We start from the raw sequence: 21,014 nt of genomic DNA, 5'->3' as shown, positions 1-21,014 counted from the left end.
GGCAAAACCTGACACACGTGATCAATGTATTTAATTTCAGGAAAGCTTTCGAAACGCTTGGAACTTATCTACAATGATCTTACCTAATCTACCAAAGCAGCTGATCAACATGTGGAGATACTCAAGAAACATCTGATTGGTCAAATCGCATAGGACAACCTATGGAATAAATGGGTCGTCGCGAACTTGACTCAAAACGCCGGTTGCACGTCAGCTCAGAAGGACGGGGCATTTCCAACCCGGCGGTTGCCAAGGAAGGCGTGCATTTCCATCGCCCAAGGCAGCCAGTGCGGCAGGACAACCAGTCTTCCCCAACTAATCATTTTAGTTTGTAGTACGTACCTTGTTTTTCACTCCGCCATTTCGGCGGTCAACTGTAGCGTTCCTCTCTGGAGATAATCATGAAAAATCTGATCAGCAAGATTGCACAGGATAACGTATGGAACAAATGGGTTAGTGCGAACTCGGCTGAAAATGCCGGTTGCGTCTCGGCTCAGAAAGAGGGGTGTATTTCCAGCCCTGCGCTTGCCAAGGAAGGTTGCGTCTCGATTGCTCAAGGCAAGCAGCTTCCGAAGGCTGGCTGCGTCAGCTGACTCACCGTCCTGGCAGGCAGTAGATAGCTTGCTTTGCGCTCCGCCCGCTTCAGCGGGCGGCTATTGTTCGCCGCGTTACGGGCATGTTCTCATCTTTAACGTCCATGAAAAATCAGCCCTCTGCCGAGATGATCGCGTATGTTAGAAACATTCCCCTATACCGGCCATCAATCGCACAAAATTTCTTTCCTATACTCGAAAAACCCGCCATCGCGCACGGTTTTCCCGACAACTGGATGACCCCAACGCTTGCACAGGCGCTCGAGACCGGCGCCGCCGAATGCGTGCTTTCGACCGGTACCCATCATGCGCGGATGCAGATCATCCGGCCGCCATACTTCCTGCTGCACTCGTATTACCGGCTGTGGAGCGAGCATCCCGATATCGGCTTTACATGGCAGAAACATTGCCAGCGTGTATCCCTCACGACCGTCCTCGCCACGGAACACGTCGCCCGGGTCAACGCGCGGAAATTCGGGCTATCGGCATCCGACACGGCCAGCCCCGCCGCCCGCCGTCTCGACGAACGCACGCTTTACCTGAATCGGAAGCTGGACCCCGCATGCTGGAATCGCGCTGACATCGAGCAGATGCTGAGTGATCTGGAAACAGTCTGGCGAGCTCACCCGGACAGGCTCTACCATCTCGACTGCTCCAGTTATCACCTGGTGCATTTTCTGCTTAAGCTCGACGAGTTCGGACAGACGCATCGGTTCCGTCAACCGGCCAGTGTCGTGCACGCCTACGAATACACACCTGCTAACGTGCGCCGCTTCCTGATCGATTACCTCGGCTGCCCTGTCGTCGATCTCTTCGGCAGTACTGAGCTTGGTTATCTTTACTACAGCGACCGGGACGGCAAGTACTTGCCTTACCTCGACAAGATGAGTCTTGAGCTACAGCCGTTCGCGCCGGGCAGCCGTATCTATAGCCTGATCGTGTCCAGTGTGCGTAATCCGTACATGCCGTTGATCCGCTACCGTTCGGGCGACTGCGTGCAAACGGCGGACGGCTCCGATGATCCGGCGAGCATTGTCCGTTTCTGCGGTCGTGAGAAGGAAATGCTGAGTACATCGCGAGGCATTTTTTCCCAAGCCGATGTCGACGATCTGATCTGCGCTACATCGCCCAACGTATTTATTTATCAGTTGTGCGTTGAACCGTCCGGCGATCGACTTTGCTATACGACATTTGACGGTGAACCGCTCGGGGATTGCACGGTCGCGAATCTGTCGAACGCGCTGCGCGCGTCAACAGGCCTGGATTGTGCAATTGAACATCAGGCCCACCTTCCCGTCGGCCGGTCAGGAAAGTACGCGTGGCTCGTCATGCAGCCGGCTTCCACTGACCCCATCTGACACAGAGGGGCTCGTCCTCAGGGCGTGTCGGGGTTCGACGTGCCTGGACTCAACCAACTCAATTCAAATCCTATGCTTCCCACCCTATCGCCTGTCCGCGCCGTGGACGTCAGCACCTTGCTGCCGACTGCGCTTTACGACGAAGTCGTGACCTATTTCACGCGTCGCACCGGCGCGCCCCGAGTACGCGTCGAACATCAGGTTGTCGAGTGTCTGCGCTATCTGTACCTGATATCCCGCTACCCGAAGCAGTTGGGCGGCCTGTTCCTTCCTGTCGAACAGGAAATCGACGAAATCTGGCACTACCTGATCCTGCAGACGCGGCCATATCGCGAGCTCTGCGAGCAGGGTCTGCCCGGCGGCTTCTTCATCGAGCATCGCAGCCTTGCTTTCTCGTCATATCACCAGGAACCCAGCCGGACACAGCTGATCGAGGAAGCACTGCGCTGGTTGCCGCTCTATCAAGGCACGTTCGGCCCGTTCGACGAAAATGCGCTTCCTCACTGGACCATGGTCCGCTTCCTGCACGAGCAGTTAGGCCTGTCCCTTTCCGACATCGCGTCGCTCGCCGCCGAAGCACAGGGATGAGATGACGCCACCGTTACGGCCCGGTGCACGCAAGACGCGCCGACTTCGTTCGCAGCGCAGCCTCGAATGGGCGCTAGGCGCCATTCTCGCTTGCCAGTTAATGGTCGTCCTCGACGGGACCGTGATCTATACCGCGCTACCGCACATTCGCATGGAGCTAGGCCTGTCGCGGGCGAGCCTGTCCTGGGTTCAGAATGCCTACATGCTGACGTTTGGCGGGTTACTGCTGCTAGGCGCCCGCACGGGTGACCTGATCGGGCACCGGCGCGTCTTCATCGTGGCGAATGGGGTGTTCACCGTTGCGTCGCTCGCAGGCGGTTTTGCCCAGTCCGCCGGCTGGTTGCTGGCCGCGCGCGCAGTACAAGGCGCCGCCGGAGCGTTTGCCGCGCCGGCGGGACTCGCGTTGTTGATGCTCGCTTTTCCGCAGGGGGCGCCGCGCGCACGGGCGATCCGTTTCTATACCGCCGTTTCGGGTATTGGCAGCGCGGTCGGACTCGTACTTGGCGGCATCCTGACCGAGCTTGTCTCGTGGCGATGGGTGCTGTTCGTCAACCTGCCGATCTGTATCGTACTGCTGATCGTCGGAGTGCGTGATCTGCCGCGCTCAAAGCCTGCTGGCGGACGTCTCGACATTGCGGGTGGAGTGACCATCACGCTCGCCATGAGCCTCATGGTGTACGGTTTCATCCACGCAAGCTCGGCGAATCCCGGCCCCGTGATTGCTGCAACCCTCGCGGCCAGCGCAGCGTTGCTCTGCGCATTCGTTTTTATCGAAAAGCGTGCGGCGCAACCGATCACGCCGCTTGCACTCTTCAGTTCTGCGTCGCGCTCGGGCGCCTACGCCGCCAGGATGCTGCTCATTGGCGGCATGCTCGGTACCTTCTTCTTTCTGACTCAATATGTTCAGGAAGTGGCGGGACTCGGCCCGCTCCGGGCGGGGCTTTCGTTCGTGCCGCTTTCGTTGGCGCAATTCCTGATGGTCATCTACGGCGGGCCGTGGCTGACGCCGCGCCTGGGCAGCCTGCGCCTGCTCGTATGCGGAATTGCCCTCGCCCTTGCCGGTATGCTGTGCTTAAGCGGAGCCGGGATCGATACGGCCTCCATGCAAGGCTTGTTCTTCTCTCTTGTCGTTCTTGGACTGGGAACCGGCGCCGCCCTGGTTCCACTCGCAACCGCCGGTCTGGCAGGCGTCGCGCCGCGCGATGCCGGCGCGGCCGCCGGCATGATGACTGTCACCCATTACATCGGCGGGGCGCTTGGGACGGCCTTGCTGGTGGTTATCGTCAATCTCGCTTGCCATCCGCCTGATGTGTCCGGTGCAAGCGGGATATCAGGGCGCGAAACCCGGGCCGCCCTGGCCGATGCCTTGACCGTGTCTGCGATCGGCTCGGCGGCATTCTTCGCGTTGGCATTGCTCATCGTACTGACCACGATGCGTCGTCAATCAATCTGAGAGCCGGAACGCGCCGCGTCCCATCAAGCGGCGCGGGCAAGATAACGCTTCACCTCAGCGCCGATCCATTCCGTGAAATGCGCCTGCTTCGCGCTCAACCCTTCACGCTGCTGCCAGACCAGCCAGTACGGATACGGGTATGGCACGTGTATATCGGTAATCTGGACGAGGCCGCCGCGAGCAATGGCGTCTGCAACGAGCGTGCGCCGTTCGAGCGCGATACCCTGGCCCAGCAGCACCGCGCCCAATACGATGTTCGAATCGTTCGCGAAGAGTCCGCTCAGGTTGTCGGGTTCGCGCACATTGGCCGCGTGGCACCACTCGGTCCAGGGTGCATCGGTGCTTCTGATCAATGGGCACGCCAGGATTTCTTCAGCGCAGCGAGGAAGCCGGCCTCCATTGAAATGAGGCGCCGCGACGACCAGCAGTTCGTCGCTGAACAACTCTTTCTGGGCGAGACCGGGCCAGTGTCCTTGTCCCATTCGAATGCTGATATCGGCAAGACCCTGCCGCATGTCCTGGATCTCAAGGCTCGTCTGCAAGCGCACCCGGTAGTACGGATGATGCTCGCGGAAACTCGATAAGCGGGGCAGCAGCCAATGCAGCGCAAACGATGGCAGCGTTGCAATAACCAGTTCGCTTTCTTGAGGACGGGCCTGGGCCAGAAGCGTCGCGTTCGCAATATCGCGAAGCGCCGACCGTATTTCGAGCGCATAGAGTCGTCCCTCTTCCGTGAGCCGCAATCCTCTCGCTTCACGCACGAAGAGCGCAATGCCCATGCTGTCTTCGAGAATCCTGATCTGCTGACTGACCGCCGAGTGCGTCACGTGAAGTTCGCGCGCAGCGAGCGTGACGCCGCCGAGCCTGGCAGCCGCTTCGAAACATCGGAGCGCGGTAAGAGGCGGGATATTTTTCATGTAAGATTTTCTTACGAAAGACGTTTGTTTATGTCGCTTTTCACGCGTTGGTTAAATGGATAACCTGATGGAAATTACGGGCTTATGTCCCTTGCGCAAGCGCAGCCGACAGTGCGCATGAAGACCGCTACATGATAGATATTCTAACGGGAAGTGTATGCAACTGATCGGAATGCTGGACTCGCCCTATGTGCGCCGGGTGGCTATTTGCCTCAAGCTGCTAGCGCTTGATTTCGAGCATCGCCCGGTTTCCGTGTTCAGCGGCTTCGAGGAATTCCGCAAGCTCAACCCGGTCGTGAAGGCGCCGACCTTGATCCTCGACGACGGTCAAAGCCTGATGGATTCAACACTGATCCTCGACTACGTGACGGCCGTTGCCGGGTCAGCCGTCACTTCGACACCAAACCACGCAGGCGATCGGTTACGCGCGACCAGACTCACCGGCCTCGCGTTGGCCGCGTGTGACAAGACAGTTCAGATTGTTTATGAACGCAACTTGCGGCCAGTCGAAAAACAGCACGAACCGTGGATCGATCGGGTCAGTGCACAGGTGCTCGCGGCGTATGCGGAGCTTGAAGGTGAACTAGCGCTGGCTAGCTTACCCATAGACGCAAGTGGGCTTGGGCAGGCGGGCGTGACCGTCGCAGTCGCCTGGAGATTCACCCAGATGATGGTGCCGAAGATTGTGATCGCGGCGGAGTATCCGAACCTGCAAGCGTTCTCCGCTTTCGCCGAGCAGCAACCGGCTTTTGAGAGCACGCCGCCGGAATGAAGAGAAGCGCTTGGCGCCAGGCGTACCGCTTGCAGTGCGCCCGGCGCGTACGAACAACGCTCCCTTAATCAGCGCCCAAGTCAGACTCGGCGTCCATCGCCAGCACGGTCACCCCAACATCGATCCGATGTGACCCGCCGCCGAGAATCATCCCGCGCAGCAGCGACACGTCGCTATAGTCCCGCCCCGTGGCAAGCGTCACATGTTCGAGATCGGCGAGCACATCGTTCGTCGGATCAAGATCGATCCACCCGCTGCCCGGGCAAAACACCGACACCCACGCATGCGAGGCATCCGCGCCGATCAGCTTTTCCTGCCCCGGCGCCGGATCATTGCGCAAATATCCGCTCACATACCGTGCCGGCAATCCGAGCGAGCGCATGCATCCGATCATCACCTGCGCAAAATCCTGGCAGACGCCACGGCGCATTTCGAACGCGCGATGCGCCGGCGTGTCGTAGGAAGTCGCCAAAGGCTTGTACTTGAAGTCGGCGTGAATCCGGTGCATCAGGTCGATCGCCCCCTGCGCGAGCGGCATGCCCGCAGGAAAGCTCTCCATTGCATAGTCCCGCAGATCCTGCCCGAGACTGACGTTGGGCGACGCAAAGCAAAACTCCGTCTCCGGGCGAAACGGCGCGTGGGCGCTAAAACGCATGCCCTTCGCGACCTCGTCCCACGCCGGCGTGGTCGCCGGATCGAGCGAGGCCCATCGCGGCGTCAGTTCCACGGTCGTTTCGCTGACCATCTGCAATGAGCGGTGCGGAGACTCGAGCGAAAAATACAGCACGTCGTTACCGAAGGTATCGACGCGACTGTTGATGTACGGCGGCTTCGGCTCAATGCTTTCGGTGTGCGAGATCACCCGCTGCCACGCGCAGCTCTGCGGCCGGATGGTCGCGAGATGCTGAGCCGTTTCCACATAGGTTGAATAGCGGTAGGTCGTCCGGTGCGATACCCACAACGTGGTTTTCGGAATTTTCACGACGACACCTGCAATGCCTGCGTATTGGCGTGGCTGAAGTAACGCGCGCTGATTTCATGCGCAGCGGCGCTCACGTGATCGCCGAGCGCCTCGCACGCCTGGATGAGTTCGCCATAGTTGCCGTCCTCGTCAGTGGTGCACAGTTGCTCGAGTCCTCGCAGCGACTTGAGCAAAAGCGTGGCGTCGCTGAACGCGCCGTAGTTCGTGTTGCCGGCCGCAATCGAAATCTCGTTGAGCTTGGTGCACAAGCGCTTGTACACGCCATACAGGCCGCGCGGATTGGTCGGCTCGACCACCAGCAGGTCGATCAGCGCCGGAACCTCGAAACGTCCGGGATAAAGCGATCGATACGTGAGCGTGCTGTCGAACAATTGCAGCAGCAAATCGAAACCGGCCGGCGTCGTCATCTGGCCATGCTCGGCGGCCACGCGCAGGAAGGTGGTCATCGTCCATACGCGTTCGATGTGCCGTCCCGCAAACACCAGCTTCCACGCTTCGTCGCGCGTCATGCGGTCGCCTTGCGCGCCGCTGATTGCGAGCAGTTGCGTCGACAGCGTTTCAAGCGTTCGCGTGAGCTTCACGCGGTCATAGCGCTCCACGCCCGGTCCGGGCTTGAAGTGCTGGATGGCGTCGCGGAAATCATTTCGCGCGGCCAGGATCGTGCGCCAGTGATCGGTCGAAAGACGTCCGCGGATCTCGCTGCTCGCGCGCACCTGGCTCGCCAGGTTCTGGCCTATGCTCGCCGCGGCGCCGTTCTCGCCAATGTTGGCGACCAGCAAGCGTTCGAGCCCGCGCGCCGTATGCCCCTGGATCGGCGTGCCCGGCGGCAGGAGGCCACTCTGCCACGCAAGGTCCACCATGGTCTCCAGCATGCCCTCTGAGTCGTTGCTGTCGATCGACGAGAGGATCACGCGCAGCAGCCGCACGTTGTTCTCGGCGCGTTCTCCGTATCGTCCGGCCCAGAAGAGGTTTTCGGCAGCCCGGCTAGATACCGTCCGATGCTTGCGCGCAAGGTCAGCCGGTTTGATCGGCGTGGGGAGCAGCGAGAAGCTTGAACCCGGCTTACTCGACAGCACCCAGGTGTCGACGCTGCTGCTGCCGTATTGCATCGATACCGACGGCTGGCGCTCGGCCCCAAGCCGCGTGAATCCGCCCGGCATGACGGACCAGCCGCCATCGATGTTCGCGATCGCAAAAACACGCAGCACCGACGGCCGTCCGGTCAACGTGTTGTCTTCATAACGCGGCGCATGCGAACTCGGAAACAGGTTCTGGATCGTGAACGCATCCGGCATGGCGTCGATGCGCGTGCGCCAGCCGGCTAGCGGCTGCAGGCCGTCGCCGAAACCGCGCGGGCCGCCGCCGTTGAGCGGCAAGCCCGGCCAGGTGGGAATCACGAACGCCTTGTCCAGACGCGCCAGCACTGCTTCGCGTGCCGCTTCCTCACCGCACCACCAGGTGGGCACGCTGGCGAGCGCCAGCGGCTCGTTTAGCAGCGCCCGCGAGATGGCCGGCAGGAAACCATGCAGCGCCGGCGATTCGACAAATCCCGAGCCCGGTACGTTGGACACCATCACGTTGCCGGCCCGCATCACCTGCAACAGGCCCGGCACACCGATGGTCGAATCGGCGCGCAATTCGACCGGATCGCAGAATGCATCGTCCAGGCGGCGCATCAATACGTGAACCCGTTCCAGTCCTGCGAATGTCTTCAGGAACAGCATGTCGTCGCGCACGGTCAGGTCCTTGCCTTCGACCAGCGTGACGCCAAGGTAGCGAGCCAGGAACGCATGCTCGAAGAAAGTTTCGCTGAAAGGCCCGGGCGTGAGCAGCGCGATGTGCGGCGATCCTTCTCCCGACATCAGCGCCCGGCCGCCCTGGACCAGTGCCGCGATCAGTTGCGAGTAGAACGGAGCAAGCCGCTGGACCTTCATGGAACGGAACGGCTCGGCGAATACGTCGGAGACGATCAGCCGGTTTTCCAGCGCGTAACCGAGGCCGGAAGGCGCTTCCGTCCGGTGGGCCATCACGGTCCACGCGCCGTTGGGGGCACGCGTCAGGTCCACGGCAACAAGCTGCAGATACTGCGAGCCGGGCGGCACGAAACCCTTCACCGAGCGCAGGTACCCCGGATGTCCAAACACCAGCGCGGGCGGCAAGAGGCCGTCGTGCAACAGTGTTTGCGGCCCGTAGATATCGGCGACTACGGCATTGAGCAGCTTCGCGCGCTGCGTCACCGCGCGCTCGATCACCGACCACTCGTTTTCATCGATAAGAAACGGCAGCAGGTCCAGCGACCACGGACGAGGTTCGCCCCCGTCCGCGTAGACGTTGTAGCTGATGTCGTTGTCGCGCACCTGCTGCGCAATGGTCGCGGCCGCCCGGTCGAGGCCGGCTATGCCGTCGTCGCCGAGGAGATCGAAGAATTGCTGCCAGCAAGCGCGCAACTGGCCCGACGCGTCGCGCAGTTCGTCCCAGTGACCCTCCCGGGCCGGGACCGCGCGAAGGTGTGACGACACACTCGCGCGGTTCGTGATTGCTTCAAACGGAAGCGTGGATTGGAAGGCCAAATTGAGCAGTTTTAGTTGTTAAGGCTACCGTCGGCGCAAATCGAGTGTGAAAGGGAATTCCAGGCTGCGCTTCGGTTCCTCCACGACCATGCGTCCAGGCGTATGGCCGATCCTGAAGAAGCGTGCGCGCCGCCGGCTTTCCGCCTCGTATGCGTTGACCGGATAGGTCACATAGTTGCGGCCACCCGGATGGGCTACATGATACCGGCATCCACCTATGGAACGGTTGCTCCAAGTGTCAACTATGTCAAAGGTGAGCGGCGCATCCACACCAATTGACGGATGCAGCGCAGTCGGCTGGGACCATGCCCGAAAGCGCACGCCGGCCACATGTTCGCTGACCCGGCCGGTCGGTTGCAGCGGCAGCGGCACGCCGTTGACCGTCACCACGTGGCGGTTGTCGTTGAGCCCGAGCACCCGCACTTCGAGCCGTTCCACCGATGAATCCACATAGCGCACCGTCCCGCCCGGCGACCCCTGCTCGCCCATGACGTGCCACGGCTCCAGCGCGCTGCGCACGGTCAGTTCGATGCCATTCGTCTGGACCGCGCCCACCAGCGGGAAACGGAATTCGAAATGCGGCGCGAACCACGCGGCATCGAATGCATAACCGGCTTCGTTGAGGTCCGCGATGACATCGTGGAAATCCATTTCGATGAACGTGCTGAGCATGAAACGGTCATGCAGTTCCGTGTCCCAGCGCGTGAGACGCGTGGTATACGGCTTGTCCCAGAACCGCGCGACGAGCGAGCGCAACAGCAACTGCTGGACGAGGCTCATGCGCGCATGCGGCGGCATTTCAAAGCCCCGCAGTTCGAGCAGGCCGAGGCGGCCGGTCGGGCCATCGGGGGAATACAGCTTGTCGATGCAGAACTCCGCACGGTGCGTGTTGCCGGTCACATCGATCAACAAATTGCGCAACGTCCGGTCGATCAGCCACGGCGGCAGCAATGCGCTATCGCGTCCGCCCAGGCGTTCGAGCTGATGCTCGATCTCCTTGAACGCGATCTCGAGTTCGTAAAGCTGGTCGTTGCGTGCTTCGTCAACACGCGGCGCCTGGCTCGTCGGCCCGAGGAACAATCCCGAGAACAGGTACGACATCGACGGATGGTTGATGAAGTACGCGATCAGGCTTGCAAGCAGGTCGGGACGCCGCAGGAACGGGCTGTCGGCAGGCGTCGCGCCGCCCAGCACGAAGTGATTGCCGCCGCCCGTGCCGGTGTGACGCCCGTCGGTCATGAACTTCTCGGTGCTGAGGTAGCTTTCATGCGCCGATTGATACAAGAACTCGGTGTGATCGACGAGTTGATCCCAGCTGGACGCCGGATGAATGTTCACCTCGATCACGCCCGGGTCAGGTGTGACTTGCAGCATCTTGAGACGGGCGTCGCGTGGCGGCGGATAGCCTTCTATCACCACTTTCATGCGCAGATCGGCTGCCGTTGCCTCAATGGCCGCAAGCAGGTCGAGGTAGTCATCGAGTTCGGTCAGCGGCGGCATGAACACATGCAGCAGGCTCTTGCCGCTTCCGAATGATTTCTCTTCGACATCCGGTCCCGCCGCGCGTGCCGGATCTCGCGCTTCAACACACAGCGCCGTACGCCGGATCCACGAAGCGGACTCGCCGCGCGACGGCTCGCGGGTTGAGGTTGCAGGCGCGCGCCCGGTGCCGGTACCGGCGCCTAAGCCCGTGCCCGTGCCTGCTCCCGCACCTTCGCCCGCTCTTCCTTCTATACCCGCCCCAGGAACCGCTTCCCCGCGATATTGCATGCGCAATTCCATCGCCTGGCGCAAGGGTGCTGGCGGCCCGAACGGATCGTGCGGATGTTGATACGGAAAGTCCCCCTCGCTCACCCACGGCAGCGATTCAAGCGGCAGCCGATACCCCATCGGCGAGTCGCCAGGGATCAGGTACATGCGACCATCGCGGAAAAACCAAGGGCCGCTGACCCATGTCGGCGCTTGCATCGGAATATCACGTTCACGCGCGATAGGCAGCACATAGCCCGTCACCTGCGACAAGCCTGCGTCGAACACACGGCGCAAGCGCATGCGCTCCATTTCGTCGTCGAGTTCGGATTCGAACGGGTCCACGTTCACCGGCAGGCGACGTTCACGCCACAGGTAGTAGAACGTGTCTTCGTAACCGGGCTGGATATACGACGCATCCAGCGAGACCTTGGCCGCCAGATGTTCGATAAACCGCCGTGCGTCTTCAGCCGTGTACTGGCCGGGATCGCGTTCATCGGCGAAGAGCTTCGGGTCTTCCCAGATCGGCTCGCCATCCGCGCGCCAGAACAGCGACATGGCCCAGCGCGGCAACTGCTCGCCCGGATACCACTTGCCCTGCCCGAGATGCAGGAAACCGCCCACGCCATAACGCGCACGCAATTTGTCCATCAGCGAGACGGCATAACCGCGCTTCGTGGGCCCCAGTGCGTCGGTGTTCCATTCGGCGGCATCGCGATCGCTCACGGCGACGAACGTGGGCTCGCCGCCCATCGTCAGGCGCACGTCCATGTCGGTCAGTTGCTGGTCGACTTGCGCGCCCATCTTCTGCACCGCGCTCCACACTTCTTCCGTGTACGGCTTCGTCACGCGCGGCGTTTCGAGTACGCGCTGCACCTGCATGATGTGCTCGAACTCGACTTCGCTTTCATCGACCGCGCCGGAGATCGGCGCGGCGCTCCCCGGCTCAGGCGTGCAGGCAACGGGGATATGCCCTTCGCCCGCCAGCAGCCCGGAGGTCGGGTCGAGTCCGATCCAGCCCGCGCCAGGCAGGAAGACTTCGCACCACGCGTGCAGGTCGGTGAAGTCGACTTCGGTGCCGCTCGGGCCATCGAGGGACTTCTGGTCGGGGGTGAGCTGGATCAGGTAACCCGACACGAAACGCGCGGCCAGCCCGAGCTGCCGCAAGGTTTCAACGAGCAGCCAGCCCGTGTCGCGACATGATCCCAACGCTTTTTCGAGCGTCTCTTCCGGCGTCTGCACGCCGGGTTCCATGCGGATCACGTAGCCAATATCGTGCTGCAGCCGCTGGTTCAGCTCGACCAGGAAATCGGCCGTTACCTTGGGCGTCTTGTCGATGCTCTCGACAAACTTCGCCAGCAACGGCGTAGGCTCGCGCTTGATCAGATACGGCGCCAACTCGACCGCGAGTTCCGGTTCGTACGCGAACGGGAATTTCTCGGCGTAGGGCTCGAGGAAGAAGTCGAACGGGTTGTACACCGCCATTTCGGCGACCAGATCGACCGTGATCTTGAATTCGCGCGTTTTCTCCTGGAAGACGAGCCGCGCCTGGTAGTTGGCGAACGCGTCCTGCTGCCAGTTGATGAAGTGTTCAGCTGGCTCGACCCGCATCGAATAGGAAACGATCGGGGTACGGCAATGCGGCGCAGGCCGCAGGCGCACGACCTGCGGTGAAAGGCCGACGAGGCGGTCATAACGGTAGTGCGTGACATGGTTCAACGCGACACGGATTGACACACCTGACTCCTGGACGAATTTTGGCAATCTTCAAAAGCAAACTCCATGCCGTTTGGTCGAATGCACCATCGGGCAAGGCTCCCGGCGGCTTGCATGCACGAAATACTGCGTACAAGCCGTTTCAAGTGTCCGTCGATGCACCAAACTGGCGCGTAAAACGCCCCTTGCATCGGGACCGGACCGTTCCTGCAGCGGCACGTGGCTTGCTTGATAGTCACCAATAGTCACCATCAAGCCACCACGCCCCGCGTTCCAGCCTATCTCTTTTATATGAAAACATTTCATTGCGGCCGTTGCCAGCATCACGTTTTTTTCGAGAACGTCAAATGCGAATCCTGCGCGGCGTTGCTGGGCTTCGTGCCTGAATTGTCCGAAGTTTGCGCGTTCGAACCCGCCGGCGACACCCTGTGGAAAGCCCTGAATCCATCGGCGAACGGTGCGTTGTTCCGGCAGTGCAACAACTACGCGCTCGAGAATGTCTGCAACTGGATGATCCCGGCCGATTCGCCGGACGTATTGTGCCCGGCGTGCAGCCTGACGCAGACCATCCCCAATCTCACGCAGCCCAATAACCGCGTCTACTGGTACAAGCTGGAGACGGCCAAGCGGCGCTTGCTGTTCGCGCTCTCGGCACTCGGGCTGAACACGGACTCCCGGCGGACCAATCCGGAAACCGGTTTGCAGTTCGAGTTTCTCGAGGACGGCGACATGGGCGCCAAGGTCCTGACGGGTCACGACGACGGCCTCATCACGATGAACATAGCCGAAGCCGACGACGCGCTGCGTGAACGCATGCGCGCGGATATGCACGAGCCGTACCGGACCCTCCTCGGGCATTTCCGGCATGAGATAGGTCACTACTATTTCGACCGGCTCGTGGCGAATACGAGCTGGGAAGAGCCGTTTCGGGAGATGTTCGGCGATGAGCGCGCCGACTACGCGCAATCACTGCAGGCGCATTACGACAATGGTCCGCCGGCCGACTGGGAGCAATCCTATGTGAGCGCATATGCCACCACGCATCCCTGGGAGGACTGGGCGGAGACATGGGCGCATTACCTGCATATTGTCGATACGGTGGACACTGCCGCTGCCTGCGGATTCAAGCTCGACCCGAAGTCCGACAACGAGCCGTCGCTCACCGAGATCGAGCCGATCGAGAACACCAGCTTCGATAAACTCATGAAGCAATGGTTTCCCCTGATGTACGCCTTGAATAGCTTGAATCGAAGCCTGGGACTCGCCGATGCGTACCCGTTCACGCTCTCGCCGAAGGTCGTCGCCAAGCTGCGTTTCGTGCATAAGGTGATTGCGAACGCGGGTGCGCAGCAGCAAGCGAAGGTTGACGCTCCGCCAAGTCAGCCAGAAATCAAGCAGGACCAGCCGGCGGCATCGACCGGTTGATCAGGCATTAATCAGGAATCCGATGGTTTTAACTCCGGCTTGACCATCGTCCCTGATGAAGCAAGCGAGGTCGTTGCCCGAATCTTCGCGGCCACGCCTCGATTCATTTAAGCGCGCCAACCTAAAAAGGTCAGTCCGATGAAGCTCCGCGTTGGTTACGAACTGGTCTATGAATGCGTGCAGCCGACGCCCATGCTGCTGATGCTGAACATGCACGCGTCGCGTGCGCAGAGCATCCTTGTCCCGGACATCCTGAGGGTCAACCCGGCGCTGCGCTACTCGCAGTATCACGACTCATTCGGCAATTTATGCAGCCGGCTGGTTGCGCCGCAAGGCTGGCTCACGCTGTCCACCGAGGGGCTGATCGACGTGCCGGCTTATATGGAATTGCAGGAACCAAACGGTTATCAGCATGCCGTTGAAGAACTGCCTGACGAGTGCATGCAGTTCCTGCTCGGCAGCCGCTACTGCGAGACCGACCTGCTATCCGAAGCCGCCTGGCAGATGTTCGGCCATACGCCGCTCGGACGCGCCCGGGTGCAGGCCATTTGCGACTATGTTCATCGGCACATACGCTTTGACTACAACTGCGCGCGGCCGACCAAGACTGCGTTTGAAGCGTATCGGGAAGGCGTGGGCGTGTGCCGGGACTTCGCGCATCTGGCCGTCGCGTTATGCCGCGCGATGAACATTCCGGCGCGTTACTGCACGGGGTATATCAGCGACGTCGGTTTGCCGCCGCCCTACGCACCCATGGATTTCTGCGCCTGGATCGAGGTGTATCTGGGCAACACGTGGCAGACATTCGATCCGCGCAACAACGGGCCGCGCATCGGACGCGTATTGATGGGTCGAGGCCGCGACGCCGCCGATGTCGCGTTGAGCAACACCTTCGGCGCCACCACGCTGGTGAGGTTCAGCGTGGTCTGCGAGCCTCAGTAATTCCCCGGCAGTTCGCACGACGTATTCAACAACCCGGCTCAGCAGAGCGCGGGCGGCGTGCGAGCCAGCCGATGATTCAGTGTCTGCGTTCGCTACGGGCGGCGAGGGAAAAAAACTACTTCGCAAACAGCGAAGCAATGTTCGCAAACGCCTTGATCTCAAGCGCATTGCCCGACGGGTCCAGGAAAAACATGGTCGCCTGTTCGCCGACTTCGCCCTTGAAGCGCACATGCGGTTCAATGATGAATTCCACGCCGGCCGCCGTGAGTTTGTCCGATGCCGCTTGCCACTGGTCCATCGGCAGCACCACGCCGAAGTGCCGGACCGGGACTGCATCGCCATCTACCTCGCTTGTCTTCCGATGACCAATTTCGTCCGGCGCGAGATGCGCCACGATCTGGTGGCCGTAGAAATTGAAGTCCACCCAATCGGCAGAACTCCGGCCTTCCGGGCAGCCGAGCAGGTCGCCATAAAACTCACGGGCGGCCGCGATGTCATGGACCGGAAAGGCGAGATGAAAAGGGGAAATGGCAGCAGTGGTGTCGCTCATGGCGGGCTCGGATATCGGTTGAATGGTACGGATTCGACGACGCGGACAAGGTCTGTCCGCGCCGCCGTCATGGTGCGCGAAAAATGAATGTCACGCCATGGGAAGACAGTTTAAGGGCAACGATAATAGTTGAATAACGATAGTTTTTTTAGCTCAGCATCAATAAAATCGATTGATTAAAACCTGCCAAAGCTTAACCAAAGCGATCGATAAAACATGATGCGAGAGCTGAAAACCTTTCTGGCGGTGGTGCGTTTCGGGACGTTCGCGAGTGCCGGGGCGCATATCGGACTGACGCAATCGGCCGTCAGCGCGCAGATCCAGCGGCTGGAGGAAGACCTGGGTTTCCCGCTATTCGACCGGACCGGGCGTTCAGCGACGCTCAACGCCGCCGGCAAGCAGACAGTCGATACGGCCGAAGAATTGTTGTCGGTTTATGCCCGCCTCGCCGCGCGTGGCGGCGCTGTGGAACAGTCCGGGCTGCTGCGGGTGGGGGCGATTGCTTCGGCGCAGGCGTCGTTTCTCGTCAATGCAATCGAACTGTTCCGGCAGACTTCGCCGGGGTGGCGAATCCGTGTGGTTCCCGGGGTGTCGCTCAACTTGCTCGCACAGGTGGATTCCGGCGAGGTCGATGTCGCGGTGATCATCAAACCCCCTTTCGCGTTGCCGGCCGAACTGCACTGGCGCACGCTGCTCACCGAAACCTTCGTGCTGCTGGTCCCGCGCGAGCTTGCGGACCGGCCATGGCGCGCGCTGCTCAAGTCGGAGCCCTTTATCCGATACGACCGGAGCTCCTTCGGGGGCCGCCTCGTCGACCGCTTTCTCAGACGGATTCGCGTGACGGTGCAGGATGTCGTCGAACTGGACGAATTGCAGGGGATCGTCGGGCTCGTGGCGCACGGGGTGGGCATTGCGCTGATTCCGCAGTCGTGCGCCCTGCACGTGCCGGAGACCGTGCGCGCGTTGTCTCTTGGTGACGAAACCTTCGCGCGTGAAATCGGCCTCGTCCAGCGGCAGACGCGAAACGAACAAACCGTCACCGTGCAATTCGCCGGGTCCGTTTGCGCCGTTCTGCTGCGATGAGGAACGCCGGGTCAGCGGGGTCCAAGGCGCATTGGAACAAGACGTACTCCCGCAGAAGCGCCACGATCTGCCTGCCGGCGGCGCTCCCGTACACGTCGCGCTAGGCCCAATGTCGATTCAGGAAAGTCGCTACCGTGTCCAGTGCGCGACGCGCGCTCGGCAGGTCCTTTGTTGCACCCTGGAAGACGTGGTGCAGCCCTTCGAAGATCTCGAGCCGCACCTCACCGCCCTTGTCCGCGGCCGCCTGCGCATAGCGTCGCGCGTCGTCGAGCAGGATCTCGTCGCCGCCTACCTGGATGAATAACGGTGGCAGGACCTCGGGCACGGCGTAGAGCGGCGACGCCCGGCCATCCATCGGATCGGCGCCAGCCAGGTAGGCCGCGGCCGGCCCGGCAAGCGTCTCCGGCTGGAAGATGGGATCGTGGATGTCGGGACTGGCGACCGAGGCGCCGGTCATCGCCAGGTCGAGCCAGGGCGAAAAGACCGCGACGGACGCGATGGAGGGCGAGCTCGCCGCCGCATCGCCCAACACGCTCAGCGACAGACCGCCACCCGCGGAGTCGCCGACCAGCGCGACCTGCGACACACCCTGGCTGCCTAACCAGCGGCGAACGGCGGCGGCGGCCTCGGGCGCGGCCGGGAACACATGCTCCGGCGCCAGTGGATAGTCGGCCACGAACGCCGCCACCCCGGCGCGGACCGCCAGCTGACTAGCCAAGCCTCGATAGGCCCTGGCCGAGCCCAGCATGTAGCCGCCGCCGTGCAGGAAGAGGATCGCCCGGTCGGCCGGGGCGCCGGCCGGCCGCACCCACCAGCCGCTGACGCCGTCCTGGTCGATGGCTTCCAGGGTGACGCCATCGGCGATCGGCGTCATCGAGATCATCGTGTCATAAGTCTCGCGCTGATTGCCGGTGGGGTTCGAGAACAGCGCATGGATCTCGGCGAGCACAGCTTGCTCAATCTGGCGCTCGTCGTCGGACAGAACGTGCCGGGTTTCAATAGAGGTCGTCGTGGTGGTAGTGGTCATGGAAATCCTCTGGGGTTTTTGGCCGGAACGCTCCGGCCGCGTCTGACGAGAGGATCATCCATTTCAATTCGGCGCGGAAGCCACCGCCCGGGAATACAATCCATTCCTGATCAGATGGATTGGGAATCTTCTATGGACCGCCTCGACGCAATGCACCTCTTCGTTCGAGTCGTCGAACGCGGCAGTTTTTCGGCGGTCGCCCGGGAAGCCGGGGTCGGCCAGTCGGCGGTCAGCAAACAGATCGCCGCCCTCGAAGCCCACCTGGGGGCGCAACTGCTGCGCCGCACCTCGCGGAGCATGACCCTCACCGACGCCGGCCAAATCTTCTATGAATCCGCCTTGCGGCTGGTCGACGAATTCAAAGCAGCGGAGTCGTTGGTTGGCCGCGGCCAGTCCGCGCCGTCCGGCCTGATCCGGGTGACCGTCGCCCCGGTGTTCGGGCGGCTCTACATCGTGCCGCGCCTTCCCGAGTTTTTCGCCCGCTATCCGGACATCTCCGTCGAGCTCACCGGCTCCGGGCGCAATATCAACCTGATCGAGGAAGGCGTCGACCTGGCGATCCGCAACGGTGAACTCGCCGACTCGAACATGATCGTGCGCCGCATCGCCATGGCGCCGTTCGCGACCGTCGCCACGCCGGCCTACCTCGCAGTTCGCGGCGAGCCTCGGACCCCCACTGACCTCGACGCGCACGCCTGCCTGATTTTCGCCCCGCTCCACGAGCCGCTGCCGTGGGAGTTCCAGGACGGGTCGAAGTCCGTTCTGCATCACCCACGTTCGAACTTCCGTACCGCCGACGCCGAGCAGATCCGCGCCGCGGTGCTCGCCGACCTTGGCCTGGCCCACGCCCCGGTCTGGGCGTTCGCACCCGAGATCGCCTCGGGCGCGCTGCGCGTCGTGCTGGCTGACTACGCGCCCGGCCCGCTGGCCATCAGCGCCGTCCACCCTGCCGGCCGCCGCCTGCCGACCAAGGTCCGGGTGTTCATCGACTTCCTGGTAGAGATCCTGGCGGGCAACCCGGCGCTGACGGGACAACAGGGCTGAGTCCACATTTAATGGCCTTGCGTTCCTGGCTCGCGGTTCAGCAAGGAACGCGCAATGCCGAGGCTCCTCACGTGCTGCTGTGCCGTGCGCACAAGCCACCTTGATTTATTGAACGACAGGTCATAATATCCACGCATGACAAAAACTTCTTCCCTGCAGCAGCCTGCCGACCGCTCCCAGGAGCGCGGACGGCCTCGTGAGTTCGATCTCGACGAAGTCGTCGATTCCGCCGCCCGGGTGTTCTGGGAAGGCGGTTATAACGCGACCTCGGTGGGCACCTTATGCGATGCAACCGGCCTGCTGCGCGGCAGCCTGTACGGCGCATTCGGAGACAAGCACGGTCTGTTGATCGTCGCGTTCGAACGGTATGCCGACGGCGCGGTTGCCCGGCTCAAAGAGCGTCTGCAAGCGGATCTGCCGCCGCGCGAATGCTTGCGTGAGGCGTTGCTTCACTACACCCGGTTGAGCGCCGACCTTGCCGGCCGCCATGGGTGTTTCATCACCAACGCGGCACTCGAACTGCTTCCGGCAGATGAAGTATTGCGGCCTTACATTGAAACGACACTCCAACGCATTGGCGCCCAACTGAGCGCGGCCGTGATTCGCGGCCAGCAAGCGGGAGAGTTCAATGCCGATCTCGACGAAAACGACGTTGGCACTTTCCTGCTATGCATCGTGCAAGGACTGCGGGTGCTGGGGAAGGTTGAGATCAGCGAAAAGAAGCTGGCCGGCATTGTCGATATGACCCTGCGCGCATTGCTCTAAAAATTTTTCCCTAATTTTTGAACGATAGGTCATGAATAAATTATTCGAGCCCCAAGCGACAAACCCTGCCCCGGTTCGCGGCGCATCTTTTGTCAGTCTGCGTCCTGGTTACATGACGGGTGTGTTGCTCTGCGTATGCGCGACAGTTTTGATGGGCATCATGTTTCCCGTCATGACAAGCGCACTCCGTCATGTCGATCCATTCACCTTCACGTCGCTGCGTTACCTGATCGCCGGCAGCGCGTTTATCGTCCTGTTGCGGGTGAAAGAAGGCCGAAGCGCCTTCCGGTTCAAAGGAGAACCTATAGCGCGTGCCTGGTTGCTGGGGTCAATTGGTTTTTGTGGATTCGGTTCTTTTGTTTTTCTCGGACAGCAACTGGCCGGACGCGACGGCGCGCTGACGGCATCGATCATGATGGCAACCCAGCCGATGATGGGTTTGATCGTCAATTCGATCGTGCGCCGCGTCCTGCCGCCGCTGTATTCGTTCCTGTTTATCCTGATGTCGTTTGCCGGAGTCGCACTGGTGGTGACAAAAGGCGATATTGCGGCGCTGCTGAGCGAGCCTCAGCACTACTCGGCGAACGCGTTGATTGTGGTGGGCGCGCTGTGCTGGGTGATCTACACGTTCAGTGCGTCGACCTTCAAGACCTGGTCCGCCCTCAAGTACACGACGATGACAACCGTGCTCGGCCTGAGCACGATCATCGGGCTGAACGTGCTGTTGTTCGCGCTTCACGTCGTGCCGGTACCCACCACGGCGATGCTGATCGACATCGTCCCTCACCTGCTTTACATGGGACCTGTAGCGGGTTTTATCGCCATTCTGTTCTGGAACATGGGGAACAAAATTCTTACGCCGCTCAATGGCGTGCTGTTCATGGACGTGCTGCCCGTGACAACATTCGTAGTGTCGGCGATAAGCGGATTGATCCCGACCCCCATGCAGATTGCAGGGGCTTGCATGACAGGCACGGCGCTGATTCTCAACAACCTTTACTTACGCCGCCGCACGCGGCGCGTTGCTGCAGCTTCGTAGAGCCGGGCCAATATCGAATGGCGCCGGCCCACGCCATCAAATAACCTGGAACGGCGCTCGCGGTACTGTATCTCCGTCGAGACTGGCTATCGCCCAGACCACTGCAAAATTCGTCGCGGCGTTATGCGACGCGAAACGGCCAAGGGTGCCGTGCGAGCGTTGATTTCCATGCTCGTCCCGGATGATCACGGATGAATCGAAGGCGCCTTGGGCGGGGGCAACCATGGGTCGTATTGTCGATCCTCGGTATTGCATTTCCATATTCGGCCCTCTCTCTTATCCACTAACGAAGGAGCTGACAATACCGTGACTTCGCCGATAGCGAATCCTCAATTCTGAGGATTTACGCCAGGCGGTAAGGTCTGGAAATCACCTTCCGGCAAAGACAATAATTAGAATGCATACGCGCACCGGGCCAGTGCGGTAAATGACCGTTGTTCT

At 61.3% G+C, this 21,014-nt stretch carries 17 protein-coding genes; 11 read left to right on the top strand and 6 right to left on the bottom strand.

Annotated elements, in window-relative coordinates:
- Nucleotides 1–401: 401 nt before the first annotated feature.
- The 4 genes from ACSOSP_RS29835 (at nt 402) to ACSOSP_RS29820 (ending at nt 3,992) form a co-directional block, all read left to right on the top strand.
- On the top strand, nt 402–593 hold the full coding sequence (locus tag ACSOSP_RS29835) for a hypothetical protein (protein WP_455312099.1): 192 nt from the start codon (nt 402–404) through the stop codon (nt 591–593).
- 236 nt (nt 594–829) lie between these two features.
- On the top strand, nt 830–1,951 hold the full coding sequence (locus ACSOSP_RS29830) for a hypothetical protein (protein WP_455312098.1): 1,122 nt from the start codon (nt 830–832) through the stop codon (nt 1,949–1,951).
- A 72-nt stretch (nt 1,952–2,023) separates the two neighbouring features.
- On the top strand, nt 2,024–2,539 hold the full coding sequence (locus ACSOSP_RS29825) for a hypothetical protein (protein WP_455312096.1): 516 nt from the start codon (nt 2,024–2,026) through the stop codon (nt 2,537–2,539).
- A 1-nt stretch (nt 2,540) separates the two neighbouring features.
- Complete coding sequence (locus tag ACSOSP_RS29820; protein ID WP_455312095.1) at nt 2,541–3,992, top strand: MFS transporter; 1,452 nt, start codon at nt 2,541–2,543, stop codon at nt 3,990–3,992.
- Nucleotides 3,993–4,015: 23 nt separating this feature from the next.
- On the opposite strand, the gene ACSOSP_RS29815 is transcribed toward ACSOSP_RS29820, so the two are convergent.
- Nucleotides 4,016–4,909: a LysR substrate-binding domain-containing protein gene (locus ACSOSP_RS29815; protein WP_455312093.1), complete on the bottom strand. Its 894-nt coding sequence runs from the start codon at nt 4,907–4,909 to the stop codon at nt 4,016–4,018.
- Between the two features lie 157 nt (nt 4,910–5,066).
- On the opposite strand from ACSOSP_RS29815, the gene ACSOSP_RS29810 reads away from it, so the two are divergent.
- Nucleotides 5,067–5,681, top strand: coding sequence for a glutathione S-transferase (locus ACSOSP_RS29810; RefSeq protein WP_455312092.1), 615 nt, complete (start codon nt 5,067–5,069; stop codon nt 5,679–5,681).
- Between the two features lie 64 nt (nt 5,682–5,745).
- Here ACSOSP_RS29810 and ACSOSP_RS29805 read toward each other — a convergent pair whose 3' ends face one another.
- The 3 genes from ACSOSP_RS29805 to ACSOSP_RS29795 are packed head-to-tail and all read right to left on the bottom strand — an operon-like array spanning nt 5,746 to nt 12,719.
- The gene (locus ACSOSP_RS29805; RefSeq protein WP_455312091.1) at nt 5,746–6,663 is read right to left on the bottom strand and encodes a transglutaminase family protein; all 918 of its coding nucleotides are present in this window, start codon (nt 6,661–6,663) and stop codon (nt 5,746–5,748) included.
- Nucleotides 6,660–9,233: a circularly permuted type 2 ATP-grasp protein gene (locus tag ACSOSP_RS29800; RefSeq protein ID WP_455312090.1), complete on the bottom strand. Its 2,574-nt coding sequence runs from the start codon at nt 9,231–9,233 to the stop codon at nt 6,660–6,662. Before ACSOSP_RS29800 ends, ACSOSP_RS29805 begins: the two co-directional genes overlap by 4 nt.
- 24 nt (nt 9,234–9,257) lie before the next feature.
- Nucleotides 9,258–12,719 (bottom strand): transglutaminase family protein, encoded by a 3,462-nt coding sequence (locus tag ACSOSP_RS29795; RefSeq protein WP_455312089.1) that lies wholly within the window; start codon nt 12,717–12,719, stop codon nt 9,258–9,260.
- Between the two features lie 270 nt (nt 12,720–12,989).
- Between ACSOSP_RS29795 and ACSOSP_RS29790 the strand changes: the two genes are divergently transcribed.
- Complete coding sequence (locus tag ACSOSP_RS29790; protein ID WP_455312088.1) at nt 12,990–14,123, top strand: zinc-binding metallopeptidase family protein; 1,134 nt, start codon at nt 12,990–12,992, stop codon at nt 14,121–14,123.
- A gap of 138 nt (nt 14,124–14,261) precedes the next feature.
- Entirely contained in the window at nt 14,262–15,065 is an 804-nt protein-coding gene (locus tag ACSOSP_RS29785) for a transglutaminase-like domain-containing protein (protein WP_455312087.1), read from the top strand.
- Nucleotides 15,066–15,180: 115 nt separating this feature from the next.
- On the opposite strand, the gene ACSOSP_RS29780 is transcribed toward ACSOSP_RS29785, so the two are convergent.
- On the bottom strand, nt 15,181–15,615 hold the full coding sequence (locus ACSOSP_RS29780) for a VOC family protein (protein WP_031362830.1): 435 nt from the start codon (nt 15,613–15,615) through the stop codon (nt 15,181–15,183).
- Between the two features lie 216 nt (nt 15,616–15,831).
- On the opposite strand from ACSOSP_RS29780, the gene ACSOSP_RS29775 reads away from it, so the two are divergent.
- Nucleotides 15,832–16,698, top strand: a complete 867-nt coding sequence (locus tag ACSOSP_RS29775; RefSeq protein ID WP_455312086.1) for a LysR family transcriptional regulator — start codon at nt 15,832–15,834, stop codon at nt 16,696–16,698.
- 100 nt (nt 16,699–16,798) lie between these two features.
- Here ACSOSP_RS29775 and ACSOSP_RS29770 read toward each other — a convergent pair whose 3' ends face one another.
- The gene (locus ACSOSP_RS29770; RefSeq protein ID WP_455312085.1) at nt 16,799–17,725 is read right to left on the bottom strand and encodes an alpha/beta hydrolase; all 927 of its coding nucleotides are present in this window, start codon (nt 17,723–17,725) and stop codon (nt 16,799–16,801) included.
- 132 nt (nt 17,726–17,857) lie between these two features.
- On the opposite strand from ACSOSP_RS29770, the gene ACSOSP_RS29765 reads away from it, so the two are divergent.
- The 3 genes from ACSOSP_RS29765 to ACSOSP_RS29755 all read left to right on the top strand — a co-directional run bounded on the left by ACSOSP_RS29765 (nt 17,858) and on the right by ACSOSP_RS29755 (nt 20,573).
- Entirely contained in the window at nt 17,858–18,769 is a 912-nt protein-coding gene (locus ACSOSP_RS29765) for a LysR family transcriptional regulator (RefSeq protein WP_455312084.1), read from the top strand.
- Nucleotides 18,770–18,904: 135 nt separating this feature from the next.
- Nucleotides 18,905–19,534 (top strand): TetR/AcrR family transcriptional regulator, encoded by a 630-nt coding sequence (locus tag ACSOSP_RS29760; RefSeq protein ID WP_455312083.1) that lies wholly within the window; start codon nt 18,905–18,907, stop codon nt 19,532–19,534.
- Between the two features lie 172 nt (nt 19,535–19,706).
- The gene (locus tag ACSOSP_RS29755) at nt 19,707–20,573 is read left to right on the top strand and encodes a DMT family transporter (protein ID WP_455312081.1); all 867 of its coding nucleotides are present in this window, start codon (nt 19,707–19,709) and stop codon (nt 20,571–20,573) included.
- Nucleotides 20,574–21,014 lie beyond the last annotated feature (441 nt).

The organism is Caballeronia sp. KNU42 (assembly GCF_053760385.1).
This window is presented reverse-complemented; position numbering and strand designations above follow the sequence as displayed.